The organism is Mesorhizobium sp. M4A.F.Ca.ET.020.02.1.1, from assembly GCF_004022645.1.
Taxonomy (GTDB): domain Bacteria; phylum Pseudomonadota; class Alphaproteobacteria; order Rhizobiales; family Rhizobiaceae; genus Mesorhizobium.
Window position 1 is genome coordinate 1 of record NZ_RZOI01000076.1, and the last position, 14,149, is coordinate 14,149.

The 14,149-nt window shown below is 60.2% G+C and carries 12 protein-coding genes and 2 pseudogenes; 13 read left to right on the forward strand and 1 reads right to left on the reverse strand.

The features are described 5' to 3' along the window. The 10 genes and pseudogenes from EN742_RS08035 to istB form a co-directional block, all read left to right on the forward strand. The coding region (locus tag EN742_RS08035) for an aldehyde dehydrogenase family protein (RefSeq protein ID WP_128332636.1) at nt 1-299 on the forward strand (299 nt) is incomplete at its 5' end. A 1-nt stretch (nt 300) separates the two neighbouring features. Continuing rightward, a complete protein-coding gene (locus EN742_RS08040; protein WP_128332644.1) occupies nt 301-1,188 on the forward strand; it encodes a dihydrodipicolinate synthase family protein in 888 nt (295 codons plus the stop codon). Beyond that, nucleotides 1,185-2,525 carry an FAD-binding oxidoreductase gene (locus tag EN742_RS08045; protein ID WP_128332637.1) on the forward strand — a complete coding sequence of 447 codons (1,341 nt, stop codon included), beginning with the start codon at nt 1,185-1,187 and terminating at the stop codon, nt 2,523-2,525. Before EN742_RS08040 ends, EN742_RS08045 begins: the two co-directional genes overlap by 4 nt. A gap of 88 nt (nt 2,526-2,613) precedes the next feature. After that, nucleotides 2,614-3,552, forward strand: a complete 939-nt coding sequence (locus tag EN742_RS08050) for an FAD-binding protein (RefSeq protein WP_128332638.1) — start codon at nt 2,614-2,616, stop codon at nt 3,550-3,552. A 211-nt stretch (nt 3,553-3,763) separates the two neighbouring features. Then, the gene (locus tag EN742_RS08055; protein WP_128332639.1) at nt 3,764-5,542 is read left to right on the forward strand and encodes a ThiF family adenylyltransferase; all 1,779 of its coding nucleotides are present in this window, start codon (nt 3,764-3,766) and stop codon (nt 5,540-5,542) included. Beyond that, the gene (locus tag EN742_RS08060; RefSeq protein WP_128332640.1) at nt 5,530-6,054 is read left to right on the forward strand and encodes a Mov34/MPN/PAD-1 family protein; all 525 of its coding nucleotides are present in this window, start codon (nt 5,530-5,532) and stop codon (nt 6,052-6,054) included. Before EN742_RS08055 ends, EN742_RS08060 begins: the two co-directional genes overlap by 13 nt. Before the next feature lie 509 nt (nt 6,055-6,563). Further along, a complete protein-coding gene (locus EN742_RS08070; protein ID WP_245492267.1) occupies nt 6,564-7,280 on the forward strand; it encodes a LuxR family transcriptional regulator in 717 nt (238 codons plus the stop codon). A 776-nt stretch (nt 7,281-8,056) separates the two neighbouring features. Further along, nucleotides 8,057-8,365, forward strand: coding sequence for a helix-turn-helix domain-containing protein (locus EN742_RS39215; protein WP_245492268.1), 309 nt, complete (start codon nt 8,057-8,059; stop codon nt 8,363-8,365). Further along, nucleotides 8,362-9,621 carry an IS21 family transposase gene (gene istA, locus EN742_RS08075; protein ID WP_245492269.1) on the forward strand — a complete coding sequence of 420 codons (1,260 nt, stop codon included), beginning with the start codon at nt 8,362-8,364 and terminating at the stop codon, nt 9,619-9,621. The genes EN742_RS39215 and istA overlap by 4 nt, the downstream gene beginning before the upstream one ends. Before the next feature lie 14 nt (nt 9,622-9,635). Further along, nucleotides 9,636-10,392: pseudogene (gene istB, locus EN742_RS08080) on the forward strand (IS21-like element helper ATPase IstB). Between the two features lie 796 nt (nt 10,393-11,188). Here the strand turns inward: istB and EN742_RS08090 are convergent. After that, on the reverse strand, nt 11,189-11,440 hold the full coding sequence (locus EN742_RS08090; RefSeq protein WP_128332642.1) for a DUF2285 domain-containing protein: 252 nt from the start codon (nt 11,438-11,440) through the stop codon (nt 11,189-11,191). Nucleotides 11,441-11,587: 147 nt separating this feature from the next. On the opposite strand from EN742_RS08090, the gene EN742_RS08095 reads away from it, so the two are divergent. From EN742_RS08095 to EN742_RS08105, 3 genes and pseudogenes are all read left to right on the forward strand, one after another. Beyond that, nucleotides 11,588-11,848, forward strand: a complete 261-nt coding sequence (locus tag EN742_RS08095; protein ID WP_128332643.1) for a helix-turn-helix transcriptional regulator — start codon at nt 11,588-11,590, stop codon at nt 11,846-11,848. Between the two features lie 510 nt (nt 11,849-12,358). Further along, nucleotides 12,359-13,437: pseudogene (locus EN742_RS08100) on the forward strand (IS5 family transposase). Nucleotides 13,438-13,518: 81 nt separating this feature from the next. Then, nucleotides 13,519-13,779, forward strand: coding sequence for a hypothetical protein (locus EN742_RS08105; RefSeq protein ID WP_245492270.1), 261 nt, complete (start codon nt 13,519-13,521; stop codon nt 13,777-13,779). Nucleotides 13,780-14,149 lie beyond the last annotated feature (370 nt).

Here is a 14,149-nt window from a genome sequence, read left to right on the forward strand (position 1 = left end):
TTTCCGTGATCGGCGTAAACTCTCTTGCTGAAGCCGTTTCTCTCGCGAACCAGACCGAATATGGGCTCGCGGCCTCCATTTTTACTGCGGACGGGTCACGGGCACTCCGGGCCGCCCGGGCGCTTAAAGCGGGAACGGTAACCGTGAACTCCTACGGGGAGGGGGACGCTGCTACTCCGTTCGGTGGCTACAAGCAGTCGGGCTTCGGCGGCCGGGACAAGTCCCTGCATGCGCATAATCAGTATACCCAGACCAAAACGCTCTGGATCGACCTGAGCAGCTCCCATGAAGGTTTCTGAAATGTCATCCTTTGCTTTTTCCGGTCTCAATCTTGCGATCACGGCGCCGTTCGACGCAAACGGCCGCATCGATTTCGTGCGGTTCGAAGAGCTCATCGAACGGCATCTGGCCGCAGGCGTCGACGGTTTCGTGTTCAGCTCCGGCACAGGTATGCATGCTTACCTGTCGCCGGAGGAATCGAGGTCTCTTATTGAGCGCGGTGCGCGCGTCGTTGCCGGGCGGGCCAAGGTGGTCGCCCAGGCATCTGCCTTGCTTACTGCTGACGTCGTCGAAAGAACGCGATTTGCGAAGGATTGTGGGGCAGACGGGGTGATGGTCCTTCCACCGTTCTTCGAGGGTCCGTCAGACGACGACAGCGTTTTCGATTTCTACAGCGAAGTCGCCGGGGTAGGATTGCCTATCATCGGATATAATGTGCCCCAGGCGGTGGGAGTACGCATCACGCCGCAGTTGCTTCGTAGGCTCTGCGAACTGCCCGAGTTCCAGGCCGTCAAGGACAGCAGTGGCGACTTGGTCGGCCAGGTCAGGTTGATCGGGACCGGCCTCAATGTCATCAACGGGGCCGACCCGCTGGTGCCGTTCTCCCTGTTCGCCGGCTGCTCCGGCTTGATTTGGGGCGGTGCGAACATTGTCCCGCGCACATGCGTTGCTATCGTCAGGGCCGCGCAGGAAAAAAGATGGGACGACGTGCGGTCCCTGTGGCAGTTGCTGGAGCCAATCATGGCTCTTCTCTGGGACGGCGACTATGTTCCGAGCGTTTATGCGGCCGCCGAACTCACCGGATATGGCGGCGGCAGCGCCCGGAAGCCGTTCCGCCCCCTTTCGTCGGACCGCATATTAGCGCTTCGGACGGCCCTTGGCCCCCTAGTTGAACAAGAAGCGGTATGATGGCCAGCAAGACTTATCGGGCGCGTCGCCTTCCCGCCCATGGAGTGGAGTCCGGCTGGGAGGCCTTGCTCCCGGCGAGGACCCCAGCCCCCGACCTGGATCGGGGGATCACTGTGGATGTCGCGATTATCGGAGCGGGTTTTGCAGGGTTGGCAGCCGCTGTCCGACTTGCCAATCTCGATCCCAAGCTTTCTGTAGCCATCATCGATGCCGACCAGGTCGGACGGGGGGCCAGCGGCCGGAATTCGGGATTCCTTATTGACCTGCCGCACGACATCTCATCGGGCAATTTCGGGGCGGACGCCGTAGCCAAGAGCCACAATGAGATCCTGATCGCGCGGACGGCCATTCAACATTACGCCCGCCTGGCGGAGGAGCATGGGTGGGACGAGGACGTCTTTGATCCCAGCGGCAAGTATAGCCTCGCTATGACCGATGCCGGTACGGAGCACCTCGAAGCCTACTCCTTGCAGCTCAAGTCCTTGGGTGAACCAAATCAACTTCTTAGCGCTTCGGAGGTTGAGGATGTCACCGGCACGCGATCATATAAGTCAGGGCTTTTCACCCCCGGTGCGGTCATGGTACAGCCGACGGCGCTTGTCAGAGCCATTGCAGATGTGTTTCAGGAACCTTTGAGGCTGTATGAGCGGACGCCCGCTCTTGCTATTGAAAGCTCCTCAATCGGCTGCACAGTCAAGACTCCCAAGGGAGAGATTAGGGCAGGGCGGGTGATCCTGGCGACAAACGGCCACGCAGAAAGCTTCGGATTCGGAAAAGGTGAGCTTCTCCATGTCTTTACGCACGCTTCGCTGACCGAGCCTTTTATGCCCACTGCACTGGGGGGACTGCGGAAATGGGGAGCAACACCTGCTGCCCCGATGGGGACGACGGTGCGGCGCATTAACGGCCTTGATGGCGACCGCATTCTGATACGCTCACGCTACACCTACCATCCGACCATCGAGGCCGGAGCGGCAACGATCAAAAGCGCGAGTGATTTGCACGATCGGAAGTTCGCGGACCGCTTTCCAGATCAGCGTCACCTCAAGATGCAGTATCGCTGGGCCGGCGCTATGGCGCTGACGCGGAACTCCGTGCCTCTGTTCGGCCAAGTAGCAGATGGCATCTTCGCGGCATGCGCGTGCAACGGTATAGGTGGAACCAAGTCTACCTCGGCGGGTATCGCAACGGCCGAACTGCTGGTCGGGCACCGGTCAAAGCTTGGCGATATTTTCCGCTCGTTCGAGAAGCCGCAGACCTTGCCCCCGCGCCCCTTTACCGACGTGGGCGCACGATTGAACCTGGCATTCAGAGAATGGCGTGCGGGACGCGAATAGGCGTCCTCTGCAGGCTGACTTCGAGTAGGCCGCATCTCGACCGGAGAACAGCCGGCGTGATGTAACCGATCGGGACGAAGACTAGAACATGGCTATTCCTCTGACTGCCGAACACGACAACGCGACGCCTGCAAAGGCGCTTGCGGCTGCGCTACAGATCGGCTCGGATGTGCATGTTCTGGTTGCCGGCAATGATAGCAATGGCGATGTGGGTGCCGACGCCAGGCTCAGCAAGGTGCTGCTCGCCCAAGCCGACGAGCTCACCGAACTCTTTCCCGAACCATTGGCGACATTCTTCGTTTCGCTCGTCGGAGCTCATGACACCATTATCGCGCCGGCGATCTCGTCGGGCAAGAATGTCGCGCCGCGTGTGGCCGCACTGCTCGATGTGATCTCGCCCCACGCGTCCATGCGGCCGATCTATACCGGCAACCCCATTCAGCCGATGCTATCGAGTGACGCCACAAAGGTGATCAGCGAGCGCCCGACTTCGTGTTCAAGCGCCTCCCAAGGCAACGCGGCTGCCGTCGAGAATATCTCGGCGGCAGCCGACCCGTGTCTCTCCATTTTCGTCGAAAACAAGCTCTCCGAAACTGACCGACCGGAGTTGACCTCGGCCAAGATTATCATCTCTGGTGGAAGCGCGCTGGGCTCCTCGGAGAGGTTCCACGCCGTCATCCCGCCCGTCGCTGACAAGCTCGGGAGCCGTATGAGCCGACAACGGCCGGGTCGGCAAGAGGTGGTGGCGCCTGATGTCTGCACCGCGGTCCGCGTCTCCGGTGCCATCCAGCATCTTGCCAGCAGCAATGTCTCAGTTCCCGATACTAACCACGATGACCTCTTTCAACAAAGGTCCATCATAGAGGAGTGGCTGGCGCGTACCGGCGTGGACGCGGCGCGCGATGGACTCTCGGCGCATGCGTTTAGCGCGGAGGATTTCGACGCGACGGTCCGCGACACCGAAAGCCGGGTCCTTACACGGGCAGCCATCTGGAGCGGCGTACCAGCAACCGTTTTCTCGGCTTAGCTAAGAACGCCGCGATGTGAAAACTGTATCTTCCACCAAAGCCAAAATGGAGAATAAACATGGCACGCCCCCCAAGCCCCGGCAATCCGGGCCACACCCCGCCTGGGCCGCCCGACTGGGTCCCAGGGCCGTCAGATGGCGTTCCGGGTCGTCCGCCCGGCGTTCCGCCTGGTCCTAAGGATCCACCTCAGCCACCGGACCGTCCTGTAGGATGACCTGGGTAGGCTATCTCGATCTGAAGGCAGGTATGCTCCCCCACTGGGAGCATACCTGCGCAGGACGATTCGATTTTGAACTCCGCGATCTCGCATTCTTCGCCCGAGACTCGCTGCGAATCGACGAAGAGCAACTGAAAAACGGGGTGCTCAGCGTCGAGTTCGAATGGCCGCTGGCATCCGGGGAAAGCCGCGAGCTTCGCGCAGTGTTCCCAGACAGCTATCCCTTCGTCCGCCCGCAAGTTGCCCTTCGAGGGAAACCGGAAACCTTTCCGCACAGGCACTGCTCGCCGACTGACGGCAACCTTTGCTTGTTGGGCCGCGACACGGGGCTCTGGTCCATCAAGTGGACGTTGGCGAAGCTTCTTGAGAAACAGCTTACCAACGCCTTGAATGGGACGGGCGTGGAGGATCCGCAGGGCGAACCGATGGAATTCTGGTGGAACGCCATTGCCCCAGAATTCCCTGGCTATTCCGAAGGAAGCTACATGCTGATCGACAGCAAGTGGGACCTCGGTGGTGCCGTTGGCGGAACCATCAAAGCTTCGTGTTCGCTATTGAGGATTGGAGAGAAGCTCCAGTTTCGAGGCGTCGTTGATGAGGTTAGGGCGCACGACCAGACTGTGCTCGCGAGCCGAACGTTTCCGCTGCCTCCGCACCTACGAACCAAGAAGACTATCCGCACCTTCCCTTGGACCCGTGTGGACCGTTTAGCCCCTCCGCCGGCAGACGGCTGGCAAGAGAAGAAAGTCAAGGATCAGATTGCCTTCAAGATGCATGCCTTCACTGACGGCTCTCCAGCTTTTTCGATGTCTGTGACCGTTCAGTCGACGGAACTCAGCCACAAAAAGAGTGGAGATACATGGCTTTTCCCTTTGCTTTACGGGCCAGCGAAATCCTTCCGGACGGCGAAACCTGGTAAGAAGGCAACTGGACCATCGGTCTTGATCATACCGACTTACCGCGCCGGGGCTACGGACATCGGTGACCGAGTTGCATCGGTGTGCATTTTGAAGAACAAGGTGATTGCCATCTTCGGAATGGGGGCCATTGGTGCCCCAGTTGCGATCGAGCTTGCCCGAAACGGCTGTTCTCATCTCATCGTTATCGACCATGACATCGTCGAGCCGGGAAACTCCATCCGATGGCCGCTTGGTGCGACGGCCTGGGGAATGCGAAAGACCACTGCCGTCAAGCAGCATGTGGAATCCGAATACACGGGGGTCGAAGTCGAGGCGATCCATCACCACGTGGGGATGGCCACGGCGGCCGACGGGAACGGGGGAGACCATTCAGTTCTACCGGCGATCTTTGCGAAGGCCGACATCGTCATCGACGCAACGGCTTCCTCCGGGATCTCACGTTTGCTAGCCGATCACTGCAAGTCCGCAGGGAAACCGATGATCTCTCCTTTCGGAACGCAATCGTTGAAAGGGGGGGTCGTTGCCGCCTACCACCCGAAATCCGGCTGCCCAACCTGCCGCGAATTTGCCTATGCGAACGGTTTGATCAAGAAAGCTCCTGGGTCGGGAGAAACTTCCGGGCTGAATCAACCGGCTGGATGCGCGGAGCTGACCTTCACTGGGGCGTCATTCGATCTCAACGAATTATCGTTGGAAGCCATCCGCTTGACCGTGGACATTCTTTCCCGTCCAGACGACTTCAAGGAATCCTTGCTTCACACCCTCACACTGAATGACGGCATCAGGCGGGTGCCGCCGTCTTGGCAGGTCGATGGATTGCCTCCGATGAGGGAATGCGGATGCAACCCGTAGTCTGGCTGCCTCAAGCGATCAAGCAGGACATGCAGGCCGAAGCCGACCTCTGGTTTGATCGGGAAACGGGTGGGACCTTCATGGGGTACTGGGCCGAAAACAACATTGCCGTCGTAACAGCTATGATTCCAGCCGGCCCCCAAGCATCTCGCGAGCGAAGCAGCTTCCTCCCTGATCAAAGCTGGCAACAGGCGGAAATTGCAAAGCACTACGAATGTTCGGGGAGGTTGGACACATATCTCGGGGACTGGCACACCCACCCGAATGCCGTTTCGAACCGCCTGAGCTGGACGGATCGAGCATGCCTGAAGACAATCATCAGGACACCGACAGCGCGTAATCGAAAGCCCCTCATGGTCCTCATGTGTGGCAAGCCAAATGAATGGTTCTTGCATCCATGGCTCTGCCAATTGCGGACCAAGTTATTCCTCTTTGAAGTATTGGACGAGAAAAAGGCGACCATCTTAGTCTACGCACGTCGCGAAACCGGCGAGGAAATGGCGAAGCTTTAATCAATTCTGACTGTCTCACCATCCGGCAGCAGAATGGGGGCAAAATGATTCACGCACTACGATCTGGGGCAGTATTGTCGTGGCCAAATTATTGGCGTCACACTTACATTGGACGCGCTCGTGAGAATGCTTGATTTGACGAAGTTGAGCAGCTACCGGCGCGGGCAACGACATCACTGCACTGCGAAACAATCTCCAGTCCGCATGCGGCATGCCCAGCTAGCGCGCCTCCCCGCCCGTCAGGTTGGATCATCAATCAATGACTTTGCGGAAAGGAGTAGTGGGCGGGCATTGCTCCGCTGGCAAATGTCTCGAAGCGGCACTTGTTCGAGAAAGCGGAAAGTTAGCAGACGTCGTGCCGGCTTCGCGGTGCTGGGTCTGATTTGATGACGGTTCTCCAGTCCGGGCGAGTTAGGCCGCGGTCTTCCCGCTGTCTGCCCGGCGGATGTGTCGTGGCATCGCGGCACGGCGGGTGGATCGGCGGTGAGTTCAAGCCAGGGGCGAGATACGTGCAAGCTGTCTTTGAGAGATTTTTGGAACGGCTTTCTGAAAGCGTCGATGAGGTCGATTTCTGCAGCGCCATGGCCGAGGTGGGCTCGGAACTCGACCTACTCGCCTTTGCCTACCTCTCCTTGCCGCCGCGTCCTAGTGACAAGCCCAGGCTGATCTCAAACTATCCGAAGCCCTGGACAGCGCGCTATCTTGAGCATCGATACCAGCGGGTCGACCCCGTCATCACGCGCGCCCGCTTCGGCGGATGCCCGTTTCGATGGGGATCCGATCTTAAGGATGAGGCTTCAGGGGCTCACGTTTTCGAAGAAGCGGCGCAGTTTGGCATTTGCTGCGGCGTGACAATTCCGATAATAGATCTCCGAGGCAATTTTGCGGCGATGACCTTTGCCGCTGACAAGCCCAATCCTGCATGGTTCCGCGTCGCGAAACGCTATGGAGAGGTACTCCCATACGTTGCGACCTGTTTTCACATGTTCGTTCGCCGAAAACTGTCCGGCGACCGAATGGTGAACGGCGCGTCGCTGACGCCGCGCGAATACGAATGCCTGCAATGGGCAGCGCGCGGCAAGTCGGCCTGGGAGATAGGCTGCATCCTAGGGATCACGCGGCGCACGGCCGACTTTCATTTGGGCAACGCTCGCAGGAAGCTGGGCGTGACAACCACCAGGCAGGCGATTGCGTGTCTCGCCGCTTCGGGCTTTTCGGTTCACTGAAAAGAAATTTCATCCTGTGCAGTTGCGCAGGATACGCTGGCGTGAACAGTTTCAATGGCGGGAGATTTTCCGGCGAGGAAGCTTTTGATGACCCAGCTATGACGCCAAGTGCTACGACGACCTCGCCGAGGGGCCTGCGTGCAGCATCGCCCGCGGTTTCGCGTCTTCAAGCAGCGTCTCGACTGCATGTGCGGTGAATTGGCGGGTACGACATCGATTCCTTCGACGCGCTTGGACTACACTACCTTTGCTGCGCGGTTTCGACGGTCGGGTCGAGAGCTGCTCCCGTGCTATTGGAGGGAAAGTGCGCCCCCAAGGATCCATGTGTATGGGAAACAGCCGCTTCGGCTTCGTGCATACCGAAAGGAGCGGGTGGCATTGCCATCGGCACCCATCAGTTCCTCGCCGGCTTGATCGAGTTCGGCCTGGAGCGCATCCTTCACCGGGCAATTGGGCGCTTCAATGGACAGGAGCCGCAACCCACCGGGTCACCTGCGTCTGGCACGCTATCTCGAAGTATCGCCGCCCGTGCTCTAGGTGGTGCGGCAAAACGGCGGCATTGGCGGTCCGGTGCGGTGGGCGCGGTGCTTCGCAGGGTGGCAACGCTGGTGACGGCGGAGAGGGGAGTGCGGTGATGCTGCGGATTCCGAGGTTATCCGGCCGGGTATTCCAACTTGAAGCCGGCCACCATTCCGGAATGAAGCCGGCCACGATTCCGATCAATATCCGGCCACTTAACGGGCTAAAGAGAACACATCTGGGTCAGCAACTTTGGCATGACGGTCCTTTTGAACAAGGGACGCGTGATGCCGGCAAAGAGAAGGCTGACCATGAGACACTTACGACAAATGCTGCGGCTTGCCGGCGACGGAACGAGCGCCCGCGAGATTGCACAGAGGTTGGGCATAGCGCGCAGCACCGTGCAGGATAATCTTAAGCGGGCGGCCGCGGCAGAGTTGAGCTGGCCGCTGCCGGGCGACCTGACCGACGATGCGCTGGAGAACAGGCTGTTCGCCAGGGCGGGGGTGAAGCAGGGCCAACGCGACTGCCCGAGCCGAACTGGGCGCAACTGGCGCAGGAGTTGAAGAAGCCGGGCGTCACGCTGATGATCCTGTGGGAGGAGTATCGTGCCGTCCATCCCGGAGGCTATGGCTACAGCCGTTTCTGCGACCTGTTTCGCGGCTTCGAAAAGCGGCTGTCGCCGACCATGCGGCAGGAGCATGTCGCCGGCGACAAGGTCTTCGTGGATTATTCCGGCAAGAAGCTCGCCATCGTTGATCCCCTGACTGGCGAGATTCGCGAGGCGGAGATCTTCGTCTCCGTCCTGGGCGCCTCCGGCTACACCTATGCGGAGGCGACCTGGACGCAGACGCTGCCGGACTGGATTGGCGTGCATGTGCGCATGTTCAACTTCTTCGGTGGCGTTCCCCGCCTGATCGTGCCGGACAATCTGAAGTCCGGCGTCAACCATGCCTCCTTCTACGACCCGGAAATCAACCGCAGCTATGGCATGATGGCCTCGCATTATGGCGTGGGCGTTCTGCCGCCCCGGCCACGACGCCCGAAGGACAAGGCCAAGGTCGAGAACGGGGTTCGCTTTGCCCAGACCTGCATTCTGGGCCGGCTGCGGCGGCAGACCTTCTTCTCGCTGGCCGAGGCGAATGCCGCGATCGCCCAGGCGCTCGATCGTATCAACGATCATGTCATGCGCCGTCTTGGCGTCAGCCGCCGCCAGCTGTTCGAGACCGTGGAACGGCCTGTGCTGGCAAGCCTTCCCGCGCAGGATTACGAGTTTGCCGAATGGCGCCTGGCCCGCGTCGCCACCGACTATCATGTCGAGTTCAAGACGTTCTTCTATTCCGTGCCGCATGGCCTCATCCGCCAGCAGGTCGATATCCGCGCGACAAGCAGGGCGATCGAGATCTTCCACCACGGCAAGCGCGTCGCCGCTCATCAGCGTCGCTATGGCGGACGGCGTTACGGCACGAACCCTGAGCATATGCCCAGTTCCCACCGCCGATATGCCGAGTGGACACCGGACCGCTTCCGGCGATGGGCAGCTTCGATCGGGCCGCAAACCGAGGGGCTGATCATCGCCATTCTGGCGAACCGACCGCATCCCGAACAGGGCTTCCGGACATGCCTGGGCATTCTGCGTCTTTATCGCGATCTCCATCGCGATCACGCCGAGGCCATCTCGGCCCGTGCCGTCGAGATCGACGGGCTGACCTGCAAGAGCATTGCAGCGCTCATCACCAACCACAAAGCCGCCCGGCCTGCCGCCGGTCCCGGCGCCATCATAGATCACGCCAATCTGCGTGGTCCCGGCTACTTCCATTGAGGAAAAACAAGAACATGCTGACCCATCCTACCCTCGACATGCTACGCGATCTCGGCCTGCACGGTATGGCCAAAAGCTTCCAGGATCTCGACGCGCAACCGGAAGCTCGCACCCTCGATCATGGCGAGTGGCTCGCCATCCTGCTCGAGCACGAAGCAACGGTGCGGCGCCAGAAGCGCTTCGAGGCCCGTGCCCGCGCGGCCCGGCTGCGCCATGACGCGCAGGTCGAAGATACCGACTTCCGTGCCGAACGCGGTCTCGATCGCTCCCTGTTCCTCAAACTCGCAAGCTGCGACTGGATCCGCCAGCGTCATGGGCTTCTGTTGACCGGCCCGGCCGGTGTCGGCAAGAGTTGGCTTGCCTGTGCCCTCGGCCACAAGGCTTGCAGAGAGGACTGCTCCGTCGCATATCATCGCGCCCCACGGCTCTTTGCTGAGCTTGCTCTGGCAAGGGGCGACGGTCGATATGCCAGGATGCTGAAGGCGCTGGCGAGGACCGACCTGCTCATTCTGGACGATTGGGGGCCCGAAAAACTGACCGACGAGCAGCGGCGTGAACCTCCTCGAAATCGTCGAGGATCGCTACGAGCGGCGCTCGACCATCGTCACCAGCCAGGTTCCTGTCGACCGGTGGTACGAGATTATCGGTAATCCAACCATCGCTGACGCCGTCCTCGATCGCCTCGTGCACAATGCCTATCGCATCGAACTGGCTGGCGAGAGCATGAGAAAACAGCGAGCCATCGCCATGCCGGAAACGGCTCAGGCTTGACCCGAAACGAAACTCGAAGCAAACCTCAACAACGACCCAGGTGACGTCCAAAGGTGGCCGGCTTCAAATCGGAATCCCGGCCGGAATGAAATCGGAATGGATGGCCGGTGATTGATCGGAATCGCTGGCCGGCTTCGTCGGAATACGCAGTGATGCCATATCTGTTGCGCCAGAATGGCGATCAGAATTTGGCAGGATCACTGCTCATTCGACTGCACTGCTCATTTAACGCTGCGTGGCTGAGCCTGGAGTTCTTGCTTCGCAATCGGCACTCCACCGTGATCGGCTTACGTGCCTCCAGCAGGCCAATACCCTGTCGCGGAACCCCGATCGAAGTGATCGCGTTGGCCGGCGACCTGTCGCGCTGGGATGTTTAATTTCGTCGACTACTCAAATGCGGAGCATAGTCTTCAGCTCGCAGTTTCGGGTGCAGAATATCCTGCTGGCCCATTTGCCTGCGTGCTAGCGCGATCTGGCCAGCCGCGCTTTTGAAGCATCGCCTCTGGGCGCTCGCCTCAATGCTCTTTGCCAAGATGGACAACTGTCGCCCGTTTACTTTCGCTGCCGAAAGACGCGGCGCCTGATTATTCGTGCTTCGTGCCCTCGACCGATTGCTCGCTGGAGCGTCCTGCCGCGAATCCCTGTGATCGGCGAGGGCGCGTCCATTCTGACCGGTACGATCCTCGCGATCTTCTGCGAGACCGCATCCGCCGCGGCCGTGTCTCGTGCCGCGCGGTGGTGGATGGCGTGTACCTGGACTTCTTCTCTGAAAAGGACTGGCTATCTACGCCGTGCGTCAGCCGGCGAACAGTTCCTTGTAGCCAGTCGTCATCATCCAGTTCGCGCGGTCTATATGGCTGCGGATAGCCTTACGGGCCCGGACCGGTTCCAGGACGGGGTCAATGCCAAGAATCAGTTCGGCCATTTCCTCTACGCTGGCATTGTCGGCGCAGGCGTCGAGGATGCGCAGGTAGATGGTGGAATGCTGCCTGTCGTAGCTCGTGATGCTGTCTGACCAGGGGACTTCGTCCATGATTTTCGGCTTCATGTGCGCGCTCTGGGTGTTTGATTTGGAGTAGATGGTGGTGGTCGGTCGGTTGTCACTCAGCCGAGCAACTTCACTAACAGGCCAACTATACATAATAGGAACGATCATTCCTAGAACTATAATTCCTTTTCGGCGCCTATCTCGCCCGTGGATCTCAAGGAGGTCATGGCGATCAACATGCGTCGATTGCGCCATGAGCAAGATTTGACGCAGGAAGAGTTGGCTGCACGCGCGGACCTTAGCATGCGCTATGTGGGCTCGATCGAGCGCGCCCGCGTATCCGCAAGCGTCAGTGTGCTTGGACGACTCGCGGAGGCATTGAGCGTTGATCCCTGCGAGCTCATAAAACCGCCGCGCAAGGCACGGCATTGGCGGTCAGCTTCGGCAGGAAGTTCAGCCAGTTCCTAAGGGCGCCCGCGCGCTTGACAGCGCGCCGGGTACTCGTGAATGCTTTTCTCGCTCGGCAGCCTCTGCCACTGGCTCGCCCCCTGGGAGTCGGCGGCTGCGGTTTTGTGTCAAACTTTCCTGGGGCGCGAGGGTGGTCGGCATTCCCTTTTAGGCCCGCCGCGGCGTCCCGCAACCTTCGCTCGCGCTTCAGGTCCTTCACTTCGTTCCGGTCCTTCGGATGCGGTCCGCCTCTTTCAGCGGGCCTAATCGCTTTCTGCCGCCCACCCCACTCACGGACCACTCACGGGGACAGGCACGCGAGACTGGCATGGATCGTTGCCGGAACCACCCATCGGACGCTCCGGGGAAAGCCGCGAGTTAACGAGCGAACAACAAACGAGCCGAAAAATAGGCAACCATTCGCAGCATGGCTGAACCTCTTGTCGGCATCTAGCAGGCCGTTGAAAAAGCCGCTCGCCGTCGAGTGACGATCATGATTCACTTGCTCCGAAGGGATTCGGAGGATGGCGCATGCGGGGCAACGACGAGCGGACCGGCTCGCTTTTCAGCTATGTGGATCTGGAGGTGCGGGTTCGCCAGAACCATCCGTTGCGCACGATCCGCCATATGGTGAACGAGGCGCTTTTGGCGCTGGCGGACGATTTGCGGCGCTTTACTCGCCGATCGGGCGACCGTCGATGCCGCCGGAGAAGTTGTTGCGGGCGATGCTTCTGCAGGCGTTCTATTCGATCCGTTCGGAACGGCTTCTGATGGAGCGGCTGGAATACGATCTCCTGTTCCGCTGGTTTGTCGGCATCGGCGTCGATGATGCGACGTGGGATCACTCGGTGTTTTCGAAGAACCGGGACCGGCTGCTGGAAGGCGACATCGCGGCGAAGTTCTTAGGCGCGGTGCTGGCGCAGCCCAGAGTGAAAAAGCTTCTCTCGAGCGATCACTTCTCGGTCGACGGCACTCTCATTGAGGCCTGGGCATCGATGAAGAGTGTCAAGCCGAGGGATGGGGCGGGCGAGCCGCCGGAAAATGGCGGCGGCCGCAATGCGGAAGCCGATTTCCATGGCCAGAAGCGGACGAACGAGACGCATGCCTCGACCACCGATCCCGATGCCAGGCTCTACAAGAAGGGGAAAGGAAAGGAGGCGAAGCTGTGCTTCATGGGACACGGGCTGAAACCGCCACGGCCTTTTGGTCGACGCCTGCTTGGCCAACGGCCATGCCGAGGGGTGGCGGCACTGCACCTGATCGAGCCGCATGCGGACCGGCCGCGGGCCATCACGCTCGGCGCCGACAAGGCTTATGATGCGGAAGACTTCCTCAACGAACTGTGCTCGATGAAGGTGACGCCGCATGTGGCGCAGAACACGAGCGGACATCGTTCGGCAATTGACGGGCCCACCACGCGCCATGGCGGCTTTGTCGTCAGCCAGCGGATCAGAAAGCGCATCGAAGAGGCGTTCGGCTGGATCAAGACGGTCGCCGGACAGGACAAATCCCGGTTCCGTGGCCGCGACCGCGTCGGCTGGGCCTTTACCTTCGCGGCCGCCGCCTACAATCTGGTGCGGCTGCCGAAGTTGTTGGTGGTGCCGATATGACCACGCCCGCAGGCTGCCAACTGATCGGCCGCTGGCGCATCGTCGAGGCCGATCTGTGGGATCGCGATTATCTCGACCTCGATGGACCCGCCACGATTCACCATCGGCGCCGGCAACCACGGCGAGACCGCCTTCGGCGCCATGCAGGCAACCCTCGAACTCGGCTACGGCCCGTCGATGGTCTTCTTCACATGGGTCGGATTCGACGAAATGGACGAGGTCACAGGCGACGGCCATGCTGAACTGCTCGACGACGGCTCCATCGAGATCACCTTCCTCTATCACAACGGCGACGAGGCAATCCTCAAGGCCAAACGGGACACTTCTTCAACGGCCTGCTAGGAGATCCGTGTTCGCCTTGCGCTGACAAAGAAGCTCACACATCACGTCCGGGAGACGATGCCGCAAAGGATTTGGCCGAAGCATTCCACCCACAATACCAAAGCCCGTCCCGATCCAAAGCGCTTCTAAGCACTCCATCTCAGGCGCGAGGCCGGTTGGCCAATGCACCTTCTTGGTCCACCTGAAGAGAACCCCGCCCGACAATAGCTTCATGAGGTCTTGCCCTGCAGTGTCGACCGTAAAAAAAGGGCGCGCGAGGCGCCCTTCATTTTAAACCGGCAGTCGGGAAGCAGACTTCACTCTGATATTCAAAAGCGGTAGGTGACACCTGCGCCTATCAGCCAGGGATCGAGCTCCGCCTTCCCCGTCA

Bases quoted from the DNA above. Each gene is read 5' to 3' on its own strand.
- EN742_RS08040 (WP_128332644.1), top strand. From the start codon at position 301: ATGTCATCCTTTGCTTTTTCCGGTCTCAATCTTGCGATCACGGCGCCG.
- EN742_RS08045 (WP_128332637.1), top strand. From the start codon at position 1,185: ATGATGGCCAGCAAGACTTATCGGGCGCGTCGCCTTCCCGCCCATGGA.
- EN742_RS08050 (WP_128332638.1), top strand. From the start codon at position 2,614: ATGGCTATTCCTCTGACTGCCGAACACGACAACGCGACGCCTGCAAAG.
- EN742_RS08055 (WP_128332639.1), top strand. From the start codon at position 3,764: ATGACCTGGGTAGGCTATCTCGATCTGAAGGCAGGTATGCTCCCCCAC.
- EN742_RS08060 (WP_128332640.1), top strand. From the start codon at position 5,530: ATGCAACCCGTAGTCTGGCTGCCTCAAGCGATCAAGCAGGACATGCAG.
- EN742_RS39215 (WP_245492268.1), top strand. From the start codon at position 8,057: ATGACGGTCCTTTTGAACAAGGGACGCGTGATGCCGGCAAAGAGAAGG.
- EN742_RS08090 (WP_128332642.1), bottom strand. From the start codon at position 11,440: ATGAAGCCGAAAATCATGGACGAAGTCCCCTGGTCAGACAGCATCACG.
- EN742_RS08105 (WP_245492270.1), top strand. From the start codon at position 13,519: ATGGACCCGCCACGATTCACCATCGGCGCCGGCAACCACGGCGAGACC.